The organism is Rhodopseudomonas palustris (genome assembly GCF_003226555.1).
GTDB classification, from domain to species: Bacteria; Pseudomonadota; Alphaproteobacteria; order Rhizobiales; family Xanthobacteraceae; genus Rhodopseudomonas; species Rhodopseudomonas palustris_I.
The window spans coordinates 226056-243889 of the sequence record NZ_QKQS01000023.1 but is presented as its reverse complement, the minus strand read 5'-3'; the positions used below and the strand labels follow the sequence as shown (position 1 = coordinate 243889).

Annotated in this window: 20 protein-coding genes; 18 read left to right on the top strand and 2 right to left on the bottom strand. The window is 64.0% G+C overall.

Annotated elements, in window-relative coordinates; genetic code table 11:
- Nucleotides 1-67: 67 nt before the first annotated feature.
- Nucleotides 68-229, bottom strand: a complete 162-nt coding sequence (locus DNX69_RS26340; protein ID WP_165825260.1) for a hypothetical protein — start codon at nt 227-229, stop codon at nt 68-70.
- Nucleotides 230-616: 387 nt separating this feature from the next.
- Here DNX69_RS26340 and DNX69_RS13745 point away from each other — a divergent pair, with 387 nt between their 5' ends.
- Together DNX69_RS13745 and feoB are read left to right on the top strand one after the other, a co-directional pair.
- Nucleotides 617-907, top strand: coding sequence for a FeoA family protein (locus DNX69_RS13745; protein WP_110786535.1), 291 nt, complete (start codon nt 617-619; stop codon nt 905-907).
- A gap of 37 nt (nt 908-944) precedes the next feature.
- Nucleotides 945-2825 (top strand): ferrous iron transporter B, encoded by a 1881-nt coding sequence (feoB, locus tag DNX69_RS13740; protein WP_110786534.1) that lies wholly within the window; start codon nt 945-947, stop codon nt 2823-2825.
- Between the two features lie 56 nt (nt 2826-2881).
- Here feoB and DNX69_RS13735 read toward each other — a convergent pair whose 3' ends face one another.
- On the bottom strand, nt 2882-3736 hold the full coding sequence (locus tag DNX69_RS13735; protein WP_110786533.1) for a xanthine dehydrogenase: 855 nt from the start codon (nt 3734-3736) through the stop codon (nt 2882-2884).
- Between the two features lie 357 nt (nt 3737-4093).
- Here DNX69_RS13735 and DNX69_RS13730 point away from each other — a divergent pair, with 357 nt between their 5' ends.
- The 16 genes from DNX69_RS13730 (at nt 4094) to nifK (ending at nt 17830) form a co-directional block, all read left to right on the top strand.
- Nucleotides 4094-4891 carry an SDR family oxidoreductase gene (locus DNX69_RS13730; protein WP_349626971.1) on the top strand — a complete coding sequence of 266 codons (798 nt, stop codon included), beginning with the start codon at nt 4094-4096 and terminating at the stop codon, nt 4889-4891.
- Nucleotides 4892-5202: 311 nt separating this feature from the next.
- The gene (gene nifA, locus DNX69_RS13725) at nt 5203-6957 is read left to right on the top strand and encodes a nif-specific transcriptional activator NifA (protein ID WP_110786531.1); all 1755 of its coding nucleotides are present in this window, start codon (nt 5203-5205) and stop codon (nt 6955-6957) included.
- Between the two features lie 274 nt (nt 6958-7231).
- On the top strand, nt 7232-7426 hold the full coding sequence (locus DNX69_RS13720; RefSeq protein WP_011160163.1) for a 4Fe-4S binding protein: 195 nt from the start codon (nt 7232-7234) through the stop codon (nt 7424-7426).
- Nucleotides 7427-7583: 157 nt separating this feature from the next.
- Nucleotides 7584-9140 carry a nitrogenase cofactor biosynthesis protein NifB gene (nifB, locus tag DNX69_RS13715; RefSeq protein WP_110786530.1) on the top strand — a complete coding sequence of 519 codons (1557 nt, stop codon included), beginning with the start codon at nt 7584-7586 and terminating at the stop codon, nt 9138-9140.
- A 26-nt stretch (nt 9141-9166) separates the two neighbouring features.
- Entirely contained in the window at nt 9167-9388 is a 222-nt protein-coding gene (locus tag DNX69_RS13710; RefSeq protein ID WP_110786529.1) for a 4Fe-4S binding protein, read from the top strand.
- A gap of 10 nt (nt 9389-9398) precedes the next feature.
- Nucleotides 9399-9755 (top strand): HesB/IscA family protein, encoded by a 357-nt coding sequence (locus DNX69_RS13705; RefSeq protein WP_110786528.1) that lies wholly within the window; start codon nt 9399-9401, stop codon nt 9753-9755.
- Between the two features lie 3 nt (nt 9756-9758).
- Nucleotides 9759-10298, top strand: a complete 540-nt coding sequence (locus DNX69_RS13700) for a hypothetical protein (RefSeq protein ID WP_110786527.1) — start codon at nt 9759-9761, stop codon at nt 10296-10298.
- Nucleotides 10288-11073: a 4Fe4S-binding leucine-rich repeat protein gene (locus tag DNX69_RS13695; protein WP_110786526.1), complete on the top strand. Its 786-nt coding sequence runs from the start codon at nt 10288-10290 to the stop codon at nt 11071-11073. The genes DNX69_RS13700 and DNX69_RS13695 overlap by 11 nt, the downstream gene beginning before the upstream one ends.
- Nucleotides 11070-11369 (top strand): nitrogen fixation protein NifZ, encoded by a 300-nt coding sequence (locus DNX69_RS13690; RefSeq protein WP_110786525.1) that lies wholly within the window; start codon nt 11070-11072, stop codon nt 11367-11369. The genes DNX69_RS13695 and DNX69_RS13690 overlap by 4 nt, the downstream gene beginning before the upstream one ends.
- Nucleotides 11369-11602 carry a nitrogen fixation protein NifZ gene (locus DNX69_RS13685; protein ID WP_110786524.1) on the top strand — a complete coding sequence of 78 codons (234 nt, stop codon included), beginning with the start codon at nt 11369-11371 and terminating at the stop codon, nt 11600-11602. The genes DNX69_RS13690 and DNX69_RS13685 overlap by 1 nt, the downstream gene beginning before the upstream one ends.
- A gap of 37 nt (nt 11603-11639) precedes the next feature.
- Entirely contained in the window at nt 11640-11840 is a 201-nt protein-coding gene (nifT, locus tag DNX69_RS13680) for a putative nitrogen fixation protein NifT (protein ID WP_110786523.1), read from the top strand.
- Between the two features lie 2 nt (nt 11841-11842).
- Nucleotides 11843-12121 (top strand): hypothetical protein, encoded by a 279-nt coding sequence (locus tag DNX69_RS13675; protein WP_110786522.1) that lies wholly within the window; start codon nt 11843-11845, stop codon nt 12119-12121.
- 15 nt (nt 12122-12136) lie between these two features.
- Entirely contained in the window at nt 12137-13039 is a 903-nt protein-coding gene (locus DNX69_RS13670) for an SIR2 family NAD-dependent protein deacylase (protein ID WP_110786521.1), read from the top strand.
- Nucleotides 13040-13765: 726 nt separating this feature from the next.
- Nucleotides 13766-14662, top strand: a complete 897-nt coding sequence (nifH, locus tag DNX69_RS13665; protein WP_011160152.1) for a nitrogenase iron protein — start codon at nt 13766-13768, stop codon at nt 14660-14662.
- Between the two features lie 71 nt (nt 14663-14733).
- A complete protein-coding gene (nifD, locus tag DNX69_RS13660; RefSeq protein WP_110786520.1) occupies nt 14734-16197 on the top strand; it encodes a nitrogenase molybdenum-iron protein alpha chain in 1464 nt (487 codons plus the stop codon).
- 73 nt (nt 16198-16270) lie between these two features.
- The gene (gene nifK, locus DNX69_RS13655) at nt 16271-17830 is read left to right on the top strand and encodes a nitrogenase molybdenum-iron protein subunit beta (RefSeq protein ID WP_110787617.1); all 1560 of its coding nucleotides are present in this window, start codon (nt 16271-16273) and stop codon (nt 17828-17830) included.
- The last annotated feature ends 4 nt before the right edge of the window (nt 17831-17834 follow it).

Genomic DNA, 17834 nt, shown 5'->3' with positions numbered 1-17834 from the left:
CACAAGCTCCGCCGTCTGTCGCCGCGCCGCCTCGGCGCGGCGGTAACCGACCTGGATCACGATCGCCTCAGGCGAAGCGCTTGGCGATCAGCAGGCAGAGTAGCACTGATCCCGACGACGCCAGGACGGTCGCCATGTTGGTGAGATTCTGAGTCAGCATTATGAACCACGAGCTGCTGGCGGCTGTGGCCGGCTTGCGTCGTTTCGCTTTGGCGGTCTTTGCGGACATGGCGCTTCCCGGTCGCGGCTGCGGTCGGTCGTTGTGATCCAGCCGGCGTCAACGATCGGGCGAGTTCCCGATCCGCGCCGATTATCGGGCACGCTATTGGCCGAAGCCTTAACGGGCGAGAGCCGGCTGCTCCGATCACGCTCCATGGTTTACGGATCCCCGCGCGGCTCGCGCTGCGCGCTGTAGTCAGATGAGGCATGCGGTTTGCTTGCTCGCGTTTAGATTGAATCTGGCCGAAGCAGTCCGCGGTTTTGTGCCAAATCAAACCATCTGGCGGGGCTTTCTTGTTACATGCGAATTGATAGCGCCTGTTACAATCGTTCTAAACTCCCGACGGCGCCGGCTTGAATCCCTTGACCTTCGCGGCGCCGATTGGAAGAACGAGTCATGACCAAGAACCTCCCTCACAACGGCCACAGCCATCACCAGCCGATCCTGCTGGGGAACGCGCGCCGAGGCTATCGCGGCGTGGTTCAGGCAATTGATCCGCAGCGCGGCGTCTCGTCGTTGCAGCCCGTGGAGCTGGAAAGCCGCCTGATCGAACTCGGGTTCGTCGAGGGTGCCAAAGTCGAAGTGCTGCACGAGGGGATCATCGGCCGCGACCCGATCGCGGTTCGGGTCGACAACATCACCATCGCGGTTCGTCGCCGCGAGGCGATGGCGGTCGTACTGATGTGACGCGCGAATTGCAGTTTGTTGATTTGGCGCCTGTGCGATGAGCTCGGTCGATTCCCATCCGTTCAACCTCGCTCTGGTTGGAACGCCCAATAGCGGCAAAACTTCGCTGTTCAACGCTCTGACGGGCAGTCGTCAGAAGGTGGCGAACTACCCGGGTGTGACCGTCGAACGCAAGACTGGCCTGTTCACCACGCCGGGCGGCCGCATCGTCAGCCTAGTCGACCTGCCGGGGACCTATTCGCTGCGCGGCCGCAGCCCCGACGAAGAGATCACCCGCGACGTCGTGCTCGGCCGCAAGTCGGGCGAGGCCGTGCCGGATCTGGTGCTGTGTGTTGCCGACTCGACGAACCTGCGGCTGACCTTCCGCTTGATGCTGGAACTGAAGGCCACCGGCCGGCCGCTGATGCTCGTGCTCAACATGTACGACATCGCGATGCGCCGCGGCGTCACGGTCGATGTCGAGAAGCTCTCGGCACAGCTTGGCATTCCGGTGGTGACGTCGATTGCGGTCCGCAAGGGCGGCACCGCGGAACTGCTGAAGCGGACCGATGAATTTGCCGGCCGGGCGCCGACGCCTTCTACCGGCGACCACTGGCGTCCGCTGAGCACCAGCGAACTGCGCGCGCTGCAGCGCGAGGCCGACCGGATCATCGGCGAGTGCGTCAGCCTGCCGGCGCGCCCGCACACCCTCACCGCCCAGGTCGATCGAGTGGTGCTGCATCCGGTGGCCGGCCTGGCGATCCTGGTTCTGATCCTGTTCGTGATGTTCCAGGCGGTGTTCTCCTGGGCACAGCCGTTGATGGAACTGATCTCAGGCGGCTTCGAGGCGCTCGGCGCGTTCGTGCAGGCCAATATGCCGGAAGGGCTGCTGCAGAGCTTCCTGCAGAACGGCGTCATCTCCGGTGTCGGCAGCGTCCTCGTGTTCCTGCCGCAGATCATGATCATCTTCCTGTTTATCCTGCTGCTGGAAGACCTCGGCTACATGGCGCGCGCTGCGTTCCTGATGGACCGCATCATGGGCGGCGCCGGGCTGCACGGCCGCGCCTTCATTCCGCTGCTGTCGAGCTTTGCCTGCGCCATCCCTGGAATCATGGCTACGCGGGTGATCGACAATAAGCGCGATCGCCTGACGACGATTCTGATCGCCCCGCTGATGACCTGCTCGGCGCGGATCCCGGTCTACACGCTGATCATCTCGGCCTTCGTGCCGGCCAAGGAGGTGTTCGGCTGGATAAATCTGCAGGGGCTGGTGATGTTCGGTCTCTACACCGCCGGCATCGTCAGCGCGCTGACCGTATCGGCGCTGGTCAAGTTCTTCATGTGGCGCGACTACGAGCCGGCGCCGTTCATGCTCGAACTGCCCGACTACAAGCTGCCGCGGCTGAAGAGCGTCGCCATCGGCGTCTACATCCGCGCCAAGATGTTTCTGCAGCGCGCCGGCACCACGATCTTCTCGATGATGGTGCTGATCTGGTTCCTGGCCTCGTTCCCGCGACCGCCGGCCGGGGCGACCGAACCGGCGATCGATTTCAGTCTGGCTTCGATCATCGGCCACGCGATCGAGCCGGTGCTGGCGCCGCTCGGCTTCAACTGGCAGATCGGCGTGGCGCTGATCCCCGGCATGGCGGCGCGCGAGGTCGCGGTGGCGGCGCTCGGCACCGTCTATGCGATCGAAGGCGGCAAGGAGGCGGCCGAGCAGATCGGCCAGGTGCTGGCCTCGAAGTGGAGCCTAGCCACCGCGCTGTCGCTGCTGGCCTGGTTCGTGTTCGCCCCGCAATGTGCCTCGACGCTGGCGGTGATCAAGCGCGAGACCGGAAGCTGGGGCTGGATGGGCGTCACCTTCATCTACATGTTCGCGCTCGCCTACATCGCCAGCCTGATCACCTACAATGTCGCCGTAGCGTTCGGCGCAGGCTAGCGCCGGCGTCGATCAGAGCGTCATATCCGGATCGATAGCGCTGTGCAGTCGCCGGCTTAAAGCGCCGCGAGTGGCTGCGTGGCGTGGCGATGGCGGGGTTCCGCCTGCGGCCCGGTCGCGCGCAGCACCGCCTTGGCAATACCGAGGCCGCGATCGTCGATCCCGGTCCACTGCGCATGACGGCCGCGGGAATCGACTTCCATCAGCTTGACGCCTTGCGGCACCTCCTGGCCGTCGCGGACGACACCGCGCAGAATGCCGTCGCACGGCGCGCGCACCGGCACGCCGCCGAGGTGGCCGACCGGATAACCGTTGAACACCCGGCTGCCGATATCGACCGCGGTCCGCCAGCGTCCGCTGGCCTGAGAATATTGGAACCGTTCGGCGCCGACGGCGCCCAGCGGGCTGGCGACACCGTCGGCCGCGTCGGTCCAGCCGGCATCGACGATCAGGCCGCTACGGCCGGGGCGGGTCTCGATCGCGACGTCGCAATTTGCGGACGTCGAGAAGCCCGGGCCGAGGCCGACGCTGACCCGCGCCAACCGCCGCAGGTCCGGCGTGACGCGATGTTTCTGCATCCGCGAGTCGACCAGAACGTCGATTGCGCCGATCGGCAGCAGGTCGGGCAGCGCCAGCCAGGTCACCAGCACATGGCCTGAGCGGCGTAGCGCCTTGAAGATCTGAGTGGCGTGATCGACGCGCTCGCCGCGGACGCCGTCGACCGCGACCTCGTCGCCGTACAGCGCGTCGTGAAACGCCATCTTGCGCCGGATCACCGGCGGAAACGGATCGTGGGACATCACCACACAGTAGCCGGCGCGGTGCAGGTGAACAGCGACGGCCGAGGCGATCTCATTGGTACCGAGCACGACCGCGAAGCCGCCGGCGCTGAGTTGGAGAGGCTGCGTCATCACCACCACGCTGTGTTCAGTGTCCGTACCAGCCTTAAGCAAGAGGCGGACCAGATCGGCGGCTTGTTGTTAGCGGTACCCGAGGGCGGGTTTTGATGTCGGAAAGCCAACGTTGTGTCGGGTTGCGCGGTGTGGTCGGTGTCGCTCTGATGACATTCGCTGGCAACAAGGTTTGGTTTGTCGGCCTAAATCGAAGGTCGTATCGGTTGGCCCGGTTCATGCAAGTTCACTTGCAACGAAACCAATGGAGACCGTCCCGTGCACCCCGAACCATTGCACGCCGAGCGGCCCGACCCCGCACCTTCGCCGCCGCCAGTTGGGCGCCCTGCCGAGATGCCTCCCAGCATGCCGGCCGGAATGCCGTCCGTGGCCGGTGGCGCCTGTCCGTTTCACAACGACCAGCGTGAGGCGCGCACCGGTAAGCAGAAGACTCTGGTGCTGACCGGCGCGTCGCGCGGCATCGGTCATGCGACCGGCAAGCTGTTCTCCGACGCCGGCTGGCGCATCATCACTTGCTCGCGACAGCCATTCGCCGACGATCGCTGCCCATGGGCGACAGGCCTCGAAAACCACGTCGCGGTCGAACTCGCCGACCATCGAGCGGTGCCGCGGGCGATCGACGAGTTGAAAGAGAAGCTGGGCGGCGGGCCGCTGCACGCGCTGATCAACAACGCGGCGATCTCACCGAAGAACGCGGAAGGCGAGCGGCTGACCTCGCTGAACACGCCGGTCGCGACCTGGATGAGCGTGTTCCACGTCAACCTGCTGGCGCCGGTGATGCTGGCGCAGGGACTGTTCGACGAACTGCGCGCCGGGCAAGGCTCGATCGTGAACGTCACCTCGATCGTCGGCTCGCGGGTGCATCCGTTCGCAGGTAGTGCCTACGCGACCTCGAAGGCGGCGCTGACCTGCCTGACCCGCGAGATGGCGCACGACTATGCGCCTTACGGTATCAGGGTGAATGCGATCGCGCCGGGCGAGATCAAGACCGACATTCTGTCGCCGGAGACCGAGGCGATGCTGGCGCCGACAATCCCAATGCGGCGTATCGGGACACCGGACGAAGTTGCCAAGGTGATGTTCTTTCTCTGCTCGGATGCAGCCAGCTACGTCACCGGCGAAGAAATCCACATCAATGGCGGTCAGCACGTCTGAGGGGCGGTCCGATGGCTAGTTCGGAATTAGTTCGCGACTGATTGGCAGTCTGGTTTGTTGCCTGCTTGTTGCTGCTCTTTTGGTCGATCGGTTTTGCGCTGCATCAATGCGATTACGGCGCCGGACTGGTGGTAGAGTAGTAATCGGTTGATTATCAGCGGTTTTGCTCGTGGTAATTCACTAAGCAGAGCTAGCCATAACTTCCGCAGCGATGCAGCCAAGATGAGCACGACATCTGGTTGGAATTCATCCACAATCTCGCAACGCTCCGGATCTGACGGGGGAAAGCTCGGGGGCGATGGAGACCAGCTATGGCTCAGCGCGAAATCCGCCTTGTCGAAAACGAGTACCCGTCGCCGTCGATGACCCATCCTCCAATACCGCTGAGTGATATCGCACTCACCGGCATTTTCGAGATCTCGAAAATCCTTACCTCGCCGGCGCGGCTGGAGATCACCCTCGCCAACGTCGTCAACTTGCTGCAGTCGTTTTTGCAGATGCGCAACGGCGTGGTGTCGCTGCTGGCCGATGACGGCGTGCCTGATATTACCGTCGGCGTCGGCTGGAACGAGGGCAGCGATAACCGCTACCGAGCCCGGCTGCCGCAGAAGGCGATCGATCAGATCGTCGCCACCGCGGTACCGCTGGTGGCCGACAACGTCTCCAGCCATCCGATGTTCACCGCCGCGGACGCGATGGCGCTCGGCGCCACCGACGAAACCCGGGTGTCGTTCATCGGCGTGCCGATCCGGATCGATTCGCGGGTGGTGGGAACGCTGAGCATCGACCGCGTCCGCGACGGTCGTTCGCATTTCCGGATGGATGCCGATGTGCGCTTCCTCACCATGGTGGCGAACCTGATCGGCCAGACCGTGAAGCTGCACCGCGTCGTCGCTCGTGACCGCGAGCGGCTGATGGCGGAGAGCCACCGGCTGCAGAAAGAGCTGTCTGAGCTCAAGCCGGAGCGCGAGCGCAAGCGGGTCAAGGTCGACGGCATCGTCGGCGAGAGCCCGGCGATCCGCAAATTGCTGGCCAAGGTCAGCATCATCGCCAAATCACAATCGCCGGTGCTGCTGCGCGGCGAATCCGGAACCGGCAAGGAGCTGATCGCCAAGGCGATCCACGAGCTGTCGTCGCGCGCCAATGGGCCGTTCATCAAGATCAACTGTGCGGCGCTGCCGGAATCGGTGTTGGAGTCCGAGCTGTTCGGGCACGAGAAGGGCGCGTTCACCGGCGCGATCGCCTCGCGCAAGGGGCGGTTCGAGCTCGCCGACAAGGGCACGCTGTTCCTCGACGAGATCGGCGAGATCTCGGCGTCGTTCCAGGCCAAGCTGCTGCGCGTGTTGCAGGAACAGGAATTCGAACGGGTCGGTGGTAACCAGACCATCAAGGTCAACGTCCGTATCGTCGCTGCCACCAACCGCAATCTGGAAGAGGCGGTGGCGCGCAAGGAGTTCCGCGCCGATCTGTACTACCGCATCAACGTGGTACCGATGATCCTGCCGCCGCTACGTGACCGGCCGACCGACATCCCGCTGCTCGCGACCGAGTTCCTAAAGAACTTCAACAAGGAGAACGGCCGCGAGCTGGCGTTCGAACCGCATGCGCTGGATCTGCTCAAGGCCTGCTCGTTCCCCGGCAACGTCCGCGAGCTGGAGAACTGCGTGCGCCGGACCGCGACCCTGGCGATGGGGCCGGAAATCCACGACAGCGATTTCGCCTGTCACCAGGACGAGTGCCTGTCGGCAATCCTGTGGAAGGGCCACACCGAGCCCGTACCCGAACGCCCGCGTCCTGAGATCCCGCTCCAGGTGCTGCCACGCAAGGCCCCCGTCGAGATCGTTCATCCGCGCGAGCCGGTCGCATCCGTAGATGATTTTGCGCCGATGCCGGTCCGTTCGGAGCTGCCGTCCGACGAATCTCAGATGTCGGAGCGTGAGCGGCTGATCAATGCGATGGAGCGCGCAGGGTGGGTGCAGGCGAAGGCCGCGCGCATTCTCGGCCTCACGCCGCGCCAGATCGGCTACGCGCTGAAGAAGCACAATATCGAGCTCAAGCACTTCTGACGCGCCTTGCGCGCGACCATCGGGAAAACGCGCGACGCTGTCCGGCGCCGCGCGTTTGGCTGTCTGTGAGCACTTCAAAGCTGATCGCGATCGTGCCTCGCGAACCCCGATGACAGGTCAGGACGCCTGTCAGACTTGCGACAAGTGTCGGGGGCCTTACACCGGTGCTGCTCCTCGAAAGCGAGAAATAGCTCTTTAAAATCAATCATCAGGCATCTGGCACGGGGCTTGAAAGACAGCTGGTCAGCAGCACTCTGCGAACCAGGAGCCGACCATGGCCTACAAGATTGTTACCTCCCAGTGCACCGTCTGCGGTGCGTGCGAATTCGAATGCCCGAACGCCGCGATCAGCATGAAGCGCGGCACCTATGTGATCGACGCGACCAAGTGCACCGAGTGCGAAGGTCAGTTCGACAAGCCGCAGTGCGTCTCGGTCTGCCCGGTCGACAACACCTGCGTGCCGGCCTGACGCGTGACCTTGCAAGACGGCCGACGCCTTGACCGTCGGACGCCGTCTTCAACGGATCGCCGCGCCCGGGGATCGGGATCGATCTTCGCCGGCTCGGTTGCAGCACCATCACCCACCGACAAGCCGCCTGCGTGCGGCGATCGAACGAGGCCCGGACATGAGCAAGCTGCTGCAACTGCATGATTTCAGCGCCCTGGGAACGGTGTCGTTCGAGGCGATGCGCAACAGCGCGGCGCAGTCGGGCTGCAGCAGCAAGGGTGGCGCGGGTAAGACCGGTTGCGGCTCGGCCGCAGGCCCCAGCGATCTGCCGCCGGAAATCTGGGAGAAGGTGAAGAACCATCCGTGCTACAGCGAGCAGGCGCATCATCACTTCGCTCGCATGCACGTCGCGGTCGCTCCCGCGTGCAACATCCAGTGTAATTACTGCAATCGCAAATACGATTGCGCCAACGAATCCCGCCCCGGCGTGGTCAGTGAGAAGCTGACCCCGGAGCAGGCCGCGCGCAAGGTCGTTGCGGTGGCTTCGACCATTCCGCAGATGACCGTGCTTGGCATCGCCGGTCCGGGCGATGCGCTCGCCAATCCGGCCAAGACCTTCAAGACCTTCGAGATGGTCACCGAGGCGGCGCCCGACATCAAGCTGTGTCTCTCGACCAACGGCCTGATGCTGCCCGACTATGTCGATCAGATCGCCGCCATGAAGGTCGATCACGTCACCATCACCATCAACATGGTCGATCCGGAAGTCGGCGCGAAGATCTATCCGTGGATCTTCTACAATCACCGCCGCTACACCGGCGTCGAGGCGTCGAAGATCCTCAGTGAGCGGCAATTGCTCGGCCTGGAGATGCTGGTGGCGCGCGGCATCCTGGTGAAGGTCAACTCGGTGATGATCCCGGGGATCAACGACGAGCACCTGATCGAGGTCAACAAGGCGGTGAAGTCGCGCGGCGCCTTCCTGCACAACATCATGCCGTTGATCTCGGAGGCCGAGCACGGCACCGCCTTCGGTCTGTCGGGCCAGCGCGGTCCGACCGCGCAGGAGCTGAAAGCGCTGCAGGACGCGTGCGAAGGCGAAATGAACATGATGCGGCATTGCCGGCAGTGCCGTGCCGACGCGGTCGGACTGCTCGGCGAGGACCGCAGCGCCGAATTCACCACCGAGAAGGTGATGGCGATGGACGTCGAATACGACCTCGCCGGCCGCCAGGCTTATCAGGCCAAGGTCGAAGCCGAACGCGATGCCATCGCGGTCGCCAAGCAGCGCGAGCTGGACAAGCTCGCCGATGAGACTGCGACCATCAAGATCCAGGTGGCAATCGCCACCAAGGGTGGCGGCGTCATCAACGAGCATTTCGGCCACGCCCACGAATTCCAGATCTACGAGGTGTCGACCGCAGGTGCCAAGTTCGTCGGTCATCGCCGCGTCGATCTGTATTGCGAGGGCGGCTATGCCAGCGAGACCGGCATCGAACCAATCCTCAAGGCGCTGAACGACTGCACTGCCGTGCTGGTCGCCAAGATCGGCCTATGCCCGAAGGATTCGCTGGCCGGCGCCGGCATCGAAGCGGTCGAGACTTACGCGTTCGAATACATCGAGCAGTCGGTGATCGCGTACTTCAAGGAGTACCTGGAGCGCGTCGGCAAGTCGGAGATCCGCCACGTCGCTCGCGGCGATGCCTCGATCCGCCAGGGCGCTTTCACCGAGGCCTAGAGCGAGCGCAGCGAAGGGGAACGGCCATGGCCTACAAGATCGTCGCCTCGCAATGCACCGGCTGCTCGGCTTGCGAGCCGCAGTGCCCGAACGCGGCGATCTTCGAAAAGGCCGGCACCTTCGGGATAGACCCATCGAAATGCTCGGAGTGCATCGGCCACTTCGATGAACCGCAATGCGTCGCGGTGTGCCCGGTCGACGGCACCTGCGTGATCGACAACTCCGTCCCGCGCTATCAGGCTGCATGAGGCGAATCCGATGGACATGAGCTTCACCCCCTCGGCCGAAAAGTTCATTCGCCGCATGCTGCGGTTCAGCGGCGGCACCGGTGGCTTCCGTCTGGTGGTCAGCGCCGGCGGCTGTTCCGGCCTGTCGGCGCAGTTCGATATTGTAGGCGCGCCGCACACCGGCGACGCGGTGGTCGAGCGCGGCGACTACAAGCTGTTCGTGCCGGAGCAGAGCCTGAAGCTGCTCGAAGGCGTGGTGATCGATTTCATGGAGACGCCGACCTCGAGCGGATTCCTGTTCCACGACCCCAAGGGATCGAATTGCCAGTGCGCCAGCGATAACGGACCCAAGCCGTCCGCCGGTCTGCACCAGCTGCGGGAGCTGTGAGCCATGCCCGACCTGATGCACAGCGAATTGACGATGTCCGGCCCCGAACAATCGCTACTGGCCGGAGCGCTGCTCGGCGCCGGCCTGCCGATCGAGGCGCATCGGCATCTCGAACTCGCAGGCCGGGACTATCAGAGCGAGGCGCTGGCCGAGCAACATCTGCGCGAGGCGCATCTGCTGGCGCCCGACCATGCCGCGGTGCTGATCGGGCTGTACCGGTTCTACTTCTACAAAGGCCGCCTCGGCGAAGCGCTGGAAGTGGCGCAGGCCTGTCTGTGCAAGGCGGCGCGCGACAACGGCCTCGCCACCGACTGGCGCAAGGTACGGCGCGGCGATGCCGAGTTCTCCAGCTATTCGGCTGTGCTGCCGCGGTTCTACCTGTTCGCGCTGAAGGCCTACGCGTATCTGCAGATGCGGCTCGGCCAGCTCGACGAAGGTCACGCGGCGGTCGAAAAGCTGCTCGAACTCGATCCGACCGACAAGGTCGGCGCCGCCGTGCTGCTCGACGTGTGGCGGCGGATAGGGCAGGACGATGACGACTGACATCGACGAAGCCCGCGATTGGCAGGGCAACGAGGTCGATTGCGCGTCGTGCCCGCATCGCGAGTTGCTGTCCGCCGGGCTGTGCGAGTTGAAGAAGGCTTGCGTCCAGGACCGCTATGCGCGGCGGCTGGAACGGTTCTTCCAGCAGAACCGCGCGCTCGCCGATTCCTATCTCGACCATCCGTATTTCGAGACGCGTGCGGTCGCGGCCGGCTATGCCACCGTGTTTCTGCTGCCGAAGCTGCTGCAGGATCCGGACGAGACGGTGCGATGGAGCGCAGCGCGGCGGTTGCCGAAGCGTTACCTGCTCGGCCTGCGCAGCGACCCGCATCGCGAGGTTCGGATCCGCGTCGCCTCGGTGCTGAGTGACGACGACCTGCGCCCGATGGCGAGCGACGAGGACTACTACGTCCGCCAGATCGTCGCCCGGCGCGCCTCGCCCGGCCTGCTGCCGCTCCTGGTGCTCGATCCCGATCCCGGCGTGCGCCGCGAAGTGGCGCGGCGGATCGGCACGGAATGGCTGGCCCAGATCGCGATGGACAAAGACGGCGAGGTCCGTCTCGAAGCCGCCAGGCGGATGACGCCGGGCCGGCTGCTGGCGATGCTCGGCGATGCCGATTGGCGGGTTCGCTACGAAGTCGCCAGCCGGGTCGACGCCTATGAACTGGCGCCGCTGCTCGACGATCCCGATCCGCTGGTGCGCGAGCTTGCGCGCAGCCGCAGCGGCTTCACCGAACCTGCCCAGCTCAAACCCGCAACGGAGCCCTCGCCATGAACATCGCGCGTGACAGCGACATCGTCGAGCTCGACGGCCCGCCGGAGTTCGAATACGGCCAGAAGGTGCGGGCGAAGATCAACATCCGCAACGACGGCACCTTTCCGGGCAAGGAGATCGGCGAGGTGCTGGTGAAGAAGGGCGACGAGGGCTACGTCGTCTCGATCGGCACCTTCCTGCAGCAGTTCTACATCTACGGCGTCGACTTCGTCGCGCAGGGCCGCATCGTCGGCATGAAGCGCCGCGAGCTGGTCGCGGTCGAAGCCTTTCAGGCCGAAACCCAGGAGGCGGTGTGATGACGCCGGAGCCGCGATACCAATGGGGCCAGCGCGTCCGCGCCGAGATCGATCTGTTCAACGATGGCACCTTTCCGGATCAGCCGGAGGACGCGCTGCTGGTAAAGAGCGGCGATCCCGGCGAGATCATCCGGATCGGCCTGCACACGGAGACCAATCGGCCGGTCTATCTGGTCGAATTCGCCGAACACCGGGTGATCGGCTGCCTCGAAGACGAAATCACCGCACTCTGACCCGTCGCCGCGGCGGCCAAGCAAAGGACCACCCTCGATGAAAGTGATGATCCGCAAGACCGCGACCGGCCACTCCGCCTACGTCGCCAAGAAGGACCTCGAAGAGCCGATCGTCGAGATGGAGAACCCGGCGTTGTGGGGCGGCAAGGTCACACTCGCCAACGGCTGGAAGCTCGAACTGCCGGTGATGGCGGCCGATACGCCGCTGCCGATCACCGTCGAAGCTCGCAAGCTCTGACCATGGCGCTGTCGCCCGACGATATCGCCCGGCTCGACGCGTTGCTCGGAGGCGACGCGGCCGAGGCTGGCGCGCTGAAGACGGTGCGGCAGGAGCTTCCCGGCCTGTCGCTGACCCAATGCGACGCGTCCGACATCTATGCGGAGCAGCCGTTCCGCGACTATCCGCGATTCAGCGTCTATCTGGTCGACGGATCGAACCACTGCTGGACCATCACCACCGACGCGGCGCGCGCCACCGGACTGGTGGTAGTGCATCACAAGTCTGCAAGAGCGATCTGACAGGGGAGTAGGATCATGCCGGCACGAGCACTCGACGACATCGCCGCAGGCTTGTTACGCGGGCAGGTGATCCCCTATCTCGGCGCCGGCGGCGTGGCGCTCGGCGAATCCAGCAGCGTGCCGACCTCGCCGGCCGAGCTGGTGGCGCGGCTGACGGCGAAGACCACGGTGCCACACAAGGTCCGCACCAATCTCACCGGCACCGCGCAGTACATCGAGAACTTCAAGCACCGTAAGACGCTGACCACGATGATGGCCGAGGCGTTCCGGGCATCACCGCAGCCGAACGAGCTGCATCGGATGCTGGCGTCGTTGCCCGAGTTGCCGCTGCTGGTTCATGCCTGGTACGACGACCTGCCGCAGAAGGCGTTGGCCGGACGCCAGAACTGGGGCATGGCGCAGGGCGTCAGCCAGAGCGAACATCACGGTCACTGGGTGAATTACTATCGGCCGGACGGCAGCGAGATCGCCGAATCCGCTCCCGGCATCGTTGCCGAGGGCGACATGCCGCTGTATGCGCCGATGCCCGATGAAGCGCTGGATTGGACCACCCTGCTGTATCAGCCGATCGGCTCGGTGGCGCCGGCCGCCAACTTCCTGGTGTCCGACAGCGACTATGTCGAAGTCCTGACCGAGATCGACATTCAAACGCCGATTCCGCTGAAGGTGCAGGAGTTGCGCAAGGACAGGCATTTTCTGTTCCTCGGCTGCCGGTTCGACACCCAGCTCGAGCGTGTGTTCGCCCGCCAAGTGATGAAGCGATCGTCGGACCGGCATTGGGCAGTGTTGCCGGACACGCCGACCCGCAACGAGCAGCGTTTCCTCGACGAACAGGCCATCACCCGGATCGACTGGCCGCTGGCGAAGTTCGTCGCCGAACTGGCCGATGCGCTACAGGGACAGGCGCTGACGGCGTAGGTCTTCCTTTCACGGTCCGGCTCTTGCGGCCTTTCAACTCGGCTGTGAGGCTGAGTGTTTGCCGCAGACATAGCCTGCTCCTTCTACCCGCGTGCGGGGAGAAGGGTGGGATGAGGGGGCGCTTCCGCGCCGCAGAGCGCCGATTATCACCCTCGTCCTCATCAACAACTCTCACAAACGCTCAGACTCGCGCAGGCGCCCCCTCACCCGATCCGGCTTCGCTGCGCTTTGCCGGATCGACCTCTCCCCGCGCGCGGGGAGAGGTCGGGCCGTACCCGCCTCAGTGTTTTCCACTCATTACGAGCGAAGCAATCCACTTCCATGCACCGGCGCTAGATTTGCTTCACTTCGTTCGCAATGACGCAGTGAGGGCGGTCTCGAGTTGCGACAGAGTCTCGCTTAGCTCCTCCGGCCGGTATCAGTTTGTTTCGTTTCTAACAGCCGCACCCTGGGATGTCGTCCGCTCGGGGGCGATGTCGGATTCTAAACATCTACGTACATTCTCCTCGGAAATTCTACATCTCCTCGAAATCACTCGATTTTTCGTCTCCGGCGAGGCTTGGCACGCTCGTTGCAAAACAGGGATCAGCAAGGCGAGGGATGGTTGGCCGAGCAATCACTGCGAAGGGCAACGTCCGCATCTGAGCCGTGCGACGGTTCTGAACGAAATGAGGCTGCGCTCCGGCGCAAATCGATCAAACGGCATTAGGTCAACGGAGAGAAAACATGGCACTTCGGCAAATCGCATTCTACGGCAAGGGCGGCATCGGCAAGTCGACCACTTCGCAGAACACGCTCGCGGCACTGGTCGAGATGGGTCAGAAGATCCTGATCGTCGGCTGCGACCCCAAGGCGGACTCCACCCGTCTGATCCTCAACACCAAGATGCAGGACACGGTGCTCAGCCTCGCCGCCGAAGCCGGCTCGGTCGAAGACCTCGAACTCGAAGACGTGATGAAGGTCGGCTACAAGGGCATCAAGTGCACCGAAGCCGGCGGCCCGGAGCCGGGCGTCGGCTGCGCCGGCCGCGGCGTCATCACCGCGATCAACTTCCTCGAAGAGAACGGCGCCTATGAGGATGTCGACTACGTCTCCTACGACGTGCTCGGCGACGTGGTGTGCGGCGGCTTCGCGATGCCGATCCGCGAGAACAAGGCCCAGGAAATCTACATCGTCATGTCCGGCGAGATGATGGCGCTGTACGCCGCTAACAACATCGCCAAGGGCATTCTGAAGTACGCCTCGTCGGGCGGCGTCCGCCTCGGCGGCCTGGTCTGCAACGAGCGCCAGACCGACCGCGAGCTCGATCTCGCCGAAGCGCTGGCCAAGCGGTTGAACTCGCAGCTGATCCACTTCGTGCCGCGCGACAACATCGTGCAACACGCCGAGCTGCGCCGCCAGACCGTGATCCAGTACGCGCCCGACAGCCAGCAGGCCAAGGAGTATCGGACGCTGGCCGAGAAGGTCCATGCCAACGGCGGCAAGGGCACCATCCCGACCCCGATCACCATGGAAGAGCTCGAACAGATGCTGCTCGACTTCGGCATCATGAAGACCGACGAGCAGGCACTCGCCGAACTGCAGGCCAAGGAAGCCGCCAAGGCGGCCGCCGCGTCCGCCTGATCGCATCAGCCAGGCCGGTCGCCAAGCGCGACCGGCCGCCATCCCGGCGGCCCCAGATACGAGGAACAACGATGAGCACCGCAGTCGCAGAATCCCCCGCGGACATCAAGGAACGTAACAAGAAGCTGATCGGCGAAGTCCTGGAGGCCTATCCGGACAAGTCGGCCAAGCGTCGCGCCAAGCACCTCAATACGTACGACGCCGAAAAGGCGGAGTGCTCGGTCAAGTCCAACATCAAGTCGATCCCGGGCGTGATGACGATCCGCGGTTGCGCCTACGCCGGCTCGAAGGGCGTGGTGTGGGGTCCGATCAAGGACATGGTCCATATCAGCCACGGCCCGGTCGGCTGCGGCCAGTATTCGTGGGGCTCGCGCCGCAACTATTACAAGGGCACCACCGGCGTCGACACCTTCGGCACGATGCAGTTCACCTCCGACTTCCAGGAGAAGGACATCGTTTTCGGCGGCGACAAGAAGCTCGGCAAGATCATCGACGAGATCCAGGAGCTGTTCCCGCTCTCCAAGGGCATCTCGGTGCAGTCGGAATGCCCCATCGGTCTGATCGGCGACGACATCGAGGCGGTCTCCAAGGCCAAGTCGAAGCAGTACGACGGCAAGCCGATCATCCCGGTGCGCTGCGAAGGCTTCCGCGGCGTGTCGCAGTCACTCGGCCACCACATCGCCAACGACGTGATCCGTGACTGGGTGTTCGACAAGGCCGGCGAGAAGAATGCCGGCTTCCAGTCGACCCCCTACGACGTCGCGATCATCGGCGACTACAACATCGGCGGCGACGCCTGGGCCTCGCGCATCCTGCTCGAGGAAATGGGCCTCCGCGTGATCGCGCAGTGGTCCGGCGACGGCACCATCGCCGAGCTGGAGAACACGCCGAAGGCGAAGCTGAACATCCTGCACTGCTACCGCTCGATGAACTACATCACGCGGCACATGGAAGAGAAGTTCGGGATTCCGTGGGTGGAATACAACTTCTTCGGCCCGTCCAAGATCGAAGCGAGCTTGCGTGAGATCGCGTCGAAGTTCGACGACAAGATCAAGGACGGCGCCGAGCGCGTCATCGCCAAGTACAAGCCGCGGATGGAAGCGGTCATCGCCAAGTATCGCCCGCGCCTCGAAGGCAAGAAGGTGATGCTCTATGTCGGCGGTCTGCGTCCGCGCCACGTCATCGGCGCCTACGAAGATCTCGGCATGGAAGTGGTCGGCACCGGCTACGAATTCGCCCATAACGACGACTATCAGCGCACCACCCACTACGTGAAGGACGGCACCCTGATCTACGACGACGTAACCGGCTACGAATTCGAGAAGTTCGTCGAGAAGGTGCGCCCGGATCTGGTCGGGTCCGGCGTGAAGGAAAAGTACATCTTCCAGAAGATGGGCGTTCCGTTCCGCCAGATGCATTCGTGGGACTATTCGGGCCCGTATCACGGCTACGACGGGTTCGGCATCTTCGCCCGCGACATGGACATCGCGATCAATGCCCCGGTCTGGAAGCTGACCAAGGCGCCTTGGAGCTGAAACTTCACATCCGGGCTTCCGGCGCATGCCGCCGGAAGCGCCGCATCACCGAATTCTTGGGAAAGACACCATCATGACCGAGACCGCAGAGAAGATCCGCGATCACTTCGAACTCTTCCGTGAACCCCAATACGAAGAGTTGATGGAGAACAAGCGGAAGAATTTCGAGAACTATGTTGGCGATGCCGAGGTCGCGCGCGTCGCGGACTGGACCAAGACCAAGGAATATCAGGACAAGAACTTCGCCCGCGAAGCTCTCGTCATCAACCCGGCCAAGGCGTGCCAGCCGCTCGGCGCGGTGTTCGCCGCGGTCGGGTTCGAGAAGACGCTGCCGTTCGTGCACGGCTCGCAGGGCTGCGTCGCCTATTATCGCAGCCACTTCACCCGCCACTTCAAGGAGCCGACCTCGTGCGTCTCCTCGTCGATGACCGAAGACGCCGCGGTGTTCGGTGGTCTCAACAACATGATCGACGGCCTGGCCAACGCCTATGCGCTGTACCAACCGAAGATGATCGCGGTCTCGACCACCTGCATGGCCGAGGTCATCGGTGACGACCTCAACGCGTTCATCAAGAACGCCAAGGAAAAGGGCTCGGTCCCGACCGACTTCGACGTCACCTACGCCCACACCCCGGCGTTCGTCGGCAGCCACATCACCGGCTACGACAACACCATGAAGGGCATCGTCGAGCACTTCTGGGACGGCAAGTCCGGCACCGTGCCGAAGCTCGAGCGCCAGCCGAACGAATCGATCAACTTCTTCGGCGGGTTCGACGGCTACACCGTCGGCAACCTGCGCGAGATCAAGCGGATCTTCGAGCTGATGGGTGTCGACTACACCATCTTCGGCGACAACAGCGACGTCTGGGACACCCCGACCGACGGCGAGTTCCGGATGTATGACGGCGGCACCACGCTCGAGCAGGCCGCCAACGCCATCCACGCCAAGGCGACGATCTCGATGCAGGAGTTCTGCACTGAAAAGACCCTGGCGACGATCGCCGATCACGGCCAGGAGGTGGTCGCGTTCAACCACCCGGTCGGCATCGCCGGCACCGACCGCTTCCTGCAGGCGGTGTCGCGGATCACCGGCAAGGCGATCCCGGACGCGCTGACCAAGGAGCGCGGCCGGCTGGTCGACGCGATCGGCGACTCCTCGGCCCACATCCACGGCAAGAGGTTCGCGATCTACGGCGATCCGGACATGTGCTACGGCCTCGCGGAGTTCATCCTGGAACTCGGCGGCGAACCGGTCCACATCCTGGCGACCAACGGCAACAAGGCCTGGGAAGCCAAGGTGCAGGCGCTGCTCGACTCATCGCCGTTCGGCGCCGGCTGCAAGGTCTACGCCGGCAAGGATCTGTGGCACCTGCGGTCGCTGCTGTTCACCGAACCGGTCGACTTCATGATCGGCAACACCTACGGCAAGTATCTCGAGCGCGACACCGGCACTCCGCTGATCCGCCTCGGCTTCCCGGTGTTCGACCGCCACCACCACCACCGCTCGCCGGTGTGGGGCTATCAGGGGTCGATGAACGTCCTGGTCAAGATCCTCGACAAGATCTTCGACGAAATGGACAAGTCGACCAACGTCTCCGGCAAGACCGACATCAGTTTCGACATCATCCGCTGATGCC

Coding starts and splice junctions, on each gene's coding strand:
- DNX69_RS13720 (WP_011160163.1), top strand. CDS start 7,232: ATGGCCTACAAGATTGTTACCTCCCAGTGCACCGTCTGCGGTGCGTGC.
- DNX69_RS13735 (WP_110786533.1), bottom strand. CDS start 3,736: ATGACGCAGCCTCTCCAACTCAGCGCCGGCGGCTTCGCGGTCGTGCTC.
- DNX69_RS13670 (WP_110786521.1), top strand. CDS start 12,137: ATGCCGGCACGAGCACTCGACGACATCGCCGCAGGCTTGTTACGCGGG.
- DNX69_RS13685 (WP_110786524.1), top strand. CDS start 11,369: ATGACGCCGGAGCCGCGATACCAATGGGGCCAGCGCGTCCGCGCCGAG.
- DNX69_RS13690 (WP_110786525.1), top strand. CDS start 11,070: ATGAACATCGCGCGTGACAGCGACATCGTCGAGCTCGACGGCCCGCCG.
- nifH (WP_011160152.1), top strand. CDS start 13,766: ATGGCACTTCGGCAAATCGCATTCTACGGCAAGGGCGGCATCGGCAAG.
- nifT (WP_110786523.1), top strand. CDS start 11,640: ATGAAAGTGATGATCCGCAAGACCGCGACCGGCCACTCCGCCTACGTC.
- nifA (WP_110786531.1), top strand. CDS start 5,203: ATGGCTCAGCGCGAAATCCGCCTTGTCGAAAACGAGTACCCGTCGCCG.
- DNX69_RS13700 (WP_110786527.1), top strand. CDS start 9,759: ATGCCCGACCTGATGCACAGCGAATTGACGATGTCCGGCCCCGAACAA.
- DNX69_RS13745 (WP_110786535.1), top strand. CDS start 617: ATGACCAAGAACCTCCCTCACAACGGCCACAGCCATCACCAGCCGATC.
- DNX69_RS26340 (WP_165825260.1), bottom strand. CDS start 229: ATGTCCGCAAAGACCGCCAAAGCGAAACGACGCAAGCCGGCCACAGCC.
- nifK (WP_110787617.1), top strand. CDS start 16,271: ATGACCGAGACCGCAGAGAAGATCCGCGATCACTTCGAACTCTTCCGT.
- DNX69_RS13675 (WP_110786522.1), top strand. CDS start 11,843: ATGGCGCTGTCGCCCGACGATATCGCCCGGCTCGACGCGTTGCTCGGA.
- DNX69_RS13695 (WP_110786526.1), top strand. CDS start 10,288: ATGACGACTGACATCGACGAAGCCCGCGATTGGCAGGGCAACGAGGTC.
- DNX69_RS13705 (WP_110786528.1), top strand. CDS start 9,399: ATGGACATGAGCTTCACCCCCTCGGCCGAAAAGTTCATTCGCCGCATG.
- DNX69_RS13710 (WP_110786529.1), top strand. CDS start 9,167: ATGGCCTACAAGATCGTCGCCTCGCAATGCACCGGCTGCTCGGCTTGC.
- DNX69_RS13730 (WP_349626971.1), top strand. CDS start 4,094: ATGCCGTCCGTGGCCGGTGGCGCCTGTCCGTTTCACAACGACCAGCGT.
- feoB (WP_110786534.1), top strand. CDS start 945: ATGAGCTCGGTCGATTCCCATCCGTTCAACCTCGCTCTGGTTGGAACG.
- nifD (WP_110786520.1), top strand. CDS start 14,734: ATGAGCACCGCAGTCGCAGAATCCCCCGCGGACATCAAGGAACGTAAC.
- nifB (WP_110786530.1), top strand. CDS start 7,584: ATGAGCAAGCTGCTGCAACTGCATGATTTCAGCGCCCTGGGAACGGTG.